The sequence below is a fragment of the Saccharopolyspora sp. genome, assembly GCF_017434145.1.
Taxonomy (GTDB): domain Bacteria; phylum Actinomycetota; class Actinomycetes; order Mycobacteriales; family Pseudonocardiaceae; genus Saccharopolyspora_C; species Saccharopolyspora_C galaxeae.
Genome location: NZ_JAFRFW010000817.1, coordinates 1 through 1,584, shown reverse-complemented (window position 1 = coordinate 1,584; position 1,584 = coordinate 1). Strand labels below are relative to the sequence as shown.

The 1,584-nt window shown below is 71.0% G+C and carries 2 protein-coding genes and 1 pseudogene; all 3 read left to right on the top strand.

The annotated features are described in order from the left end of the window. Positions 1-21 precede the first annotated feature (21 nt). Complete coding sequence (locus IJH84_RS22105; protein ID WP_367269068.1) at positions 22-399, top strand: hypothetical protein; 378 nt, start codon at positions 22-24, stop codon at positions 397-399. Between the two features lie 394 nt (positions 400-793). Further along, complete coding sequence (cobO, locus tag IJH84_RS22100; protein ID WP_295148496.1) at positions 794-1,408, top strand: cob(I)yrinic acid a,c-diamide adenosyltransferase; 615 nt, start codon at positions 794-796, stop codon at positions 1,406-1,408. Next, positions 1,405-1,584, top strand: a pseudogene (locus tag IJH84_RS22095) (cobyrinate a,c-diamide synthase); the annotation flags it as partial. The gene cobO and the pseudogene IJH84_RS22095, both read left to right, overlap by 4 nt.

Here is a 1,584-nt window from a genome sequence, read left to right as displayed (position 1 = left end):
TGATGAATGATCATATCCAGGATGAAGACTACGTCGTACTGGCAGACGATTCCGGCATGGGTATGTTCATCCCGGCACACCCGGGACCCGCGCAGGCGCCCGCTGCTGGTGCTGCTCACCGACGGCAAGGCCACGAGTCCGGCCGGGGAAGCGGCCGGCGGTGGGCGCTCCGGCGCGCAGCGCGCGGTGCGGGATTCGGTGCGTGCGGCCGGATTGCTGGCCGGGCTCGGAGTGGCTTCGGTGGTCGTCGACTGCGAGCAGGGCATGGTCCGGCTCGGCTTGGCCGGGCAGCTCGCCACCGCGCTCGGCGGGGCCTGCCTGCGGCTCGAGGAGCTCTCCGCGGACGCGGTCGCTGGAGTGGTGCGCGCGGCCCGCGACGGCGTGGCAAAGGCCGCCTGATTCCGATTCGGTCACAACACGCGCGGGCAGGTGTAGGAATATCCCGGCGAACTTGGTAAGGTGTTCTTCGTCCACCTGACCCCCAGGGGTGGACCACGAGGCGCCCTCGCGCTCCCGATGACCCCCAGGTCGGTTGAGCGCGGGGGTGCTTTCTACGCACCTCGGCGAATCTCGCGCACCGGCCGCAATCCTGCGGCGTACCGGTGGAATCCGGGCAAACGATTTCGTCGGCGAGGCCAAGGCCGTTCGGGCGCGCGGTGCAACGGGTGCGTCGACGGTTGCAGTGTGCCGGGCCGCTCTGCGACCTCGACCGGTTGCGCGCGCAACGGTGTTCCGGCGCACTCCGCCGAGCTGGTCCTGCGATCTCGGCCGCGCCGTGGCTTAGGCTCGGGCCATGCCGCAGGGAAAACCATCGACCGTCCCGGACGACGGGCTGACCACCCGCCAACGCCGCAACCGCCCGCTGCTGGTCGTGCACACCGGCGAGATGAAGGGCAAGTCCACCAGCGCGTTCGGCATGGCGCTGCGCGCGTGGAACCAGGGCTGGCCGGTCGGGGTCTTCCAGTTCGTCAAGTCCGCCAAGTGGAAGGTCGGCGAGGAGAACGCGTTCCGCGCCCTCGGGCGGCTGCACTCCGAAACCGGTGAAGGCGGGCCGGTCGAGTGGCACAAGATGGGCGAAGGCTGGTCGTGGGCCCGCAAGCAGGGCAACGAGCAGGACCACGCCGAGGCCGCGCTGGAGGGCTGGCACGAGATCGCGCGCCGGCTGGGCGAGCAGCGGCACGGCATGTACGTGCTGGACGAGTTCACGTATCCGCTGCACTGGGGCTGGGTCGACGTCGCCGAAGTGGTTTCGACGCTGCAGGACCGGCCCGGCCACCAGCACGTGGTGATCACCGGCCGGACCGCGCCGCCGGAACTCGTCGAGGCCGCCGACCTGGTGCTGGAGACCGGCAAGATCAAGCATCCGATGGACACCGGGCAGAAGGGCCAGAAGGGCATCGAGTGGTGAGCCCGCGGGTCGTCATCGCCGCGCCCGGTTCCGGGCAGGGCAAGACGACGGTGGCGACCGGCCTGCTCGGCGCGCTGCGCCGCCGGTCGCTGCGGGTGGCGCCGTTCAAGGTCGGCCCGGACTACATCGACCCCGGCTACCACCGGGTGGCGGCCGGGCTGCCGGGGCGGAACCTG

Excerpts from the sequence above, each read along its gene's own strand:
- IJH84_RS22105 (WP_367269068.1), top strand. The coding sequence starts at position 22 with ATGAAGACTACGTCGTACTGGCAGACGATTCCGGCATGGGTATGTTCA.
- cobO (WP_295148496.1), top strand. The coding sequence starts at position 794 with ATGCCGCAGGGAAAACCATCGACCGTCCCGGACGACGGGCTGACCACC.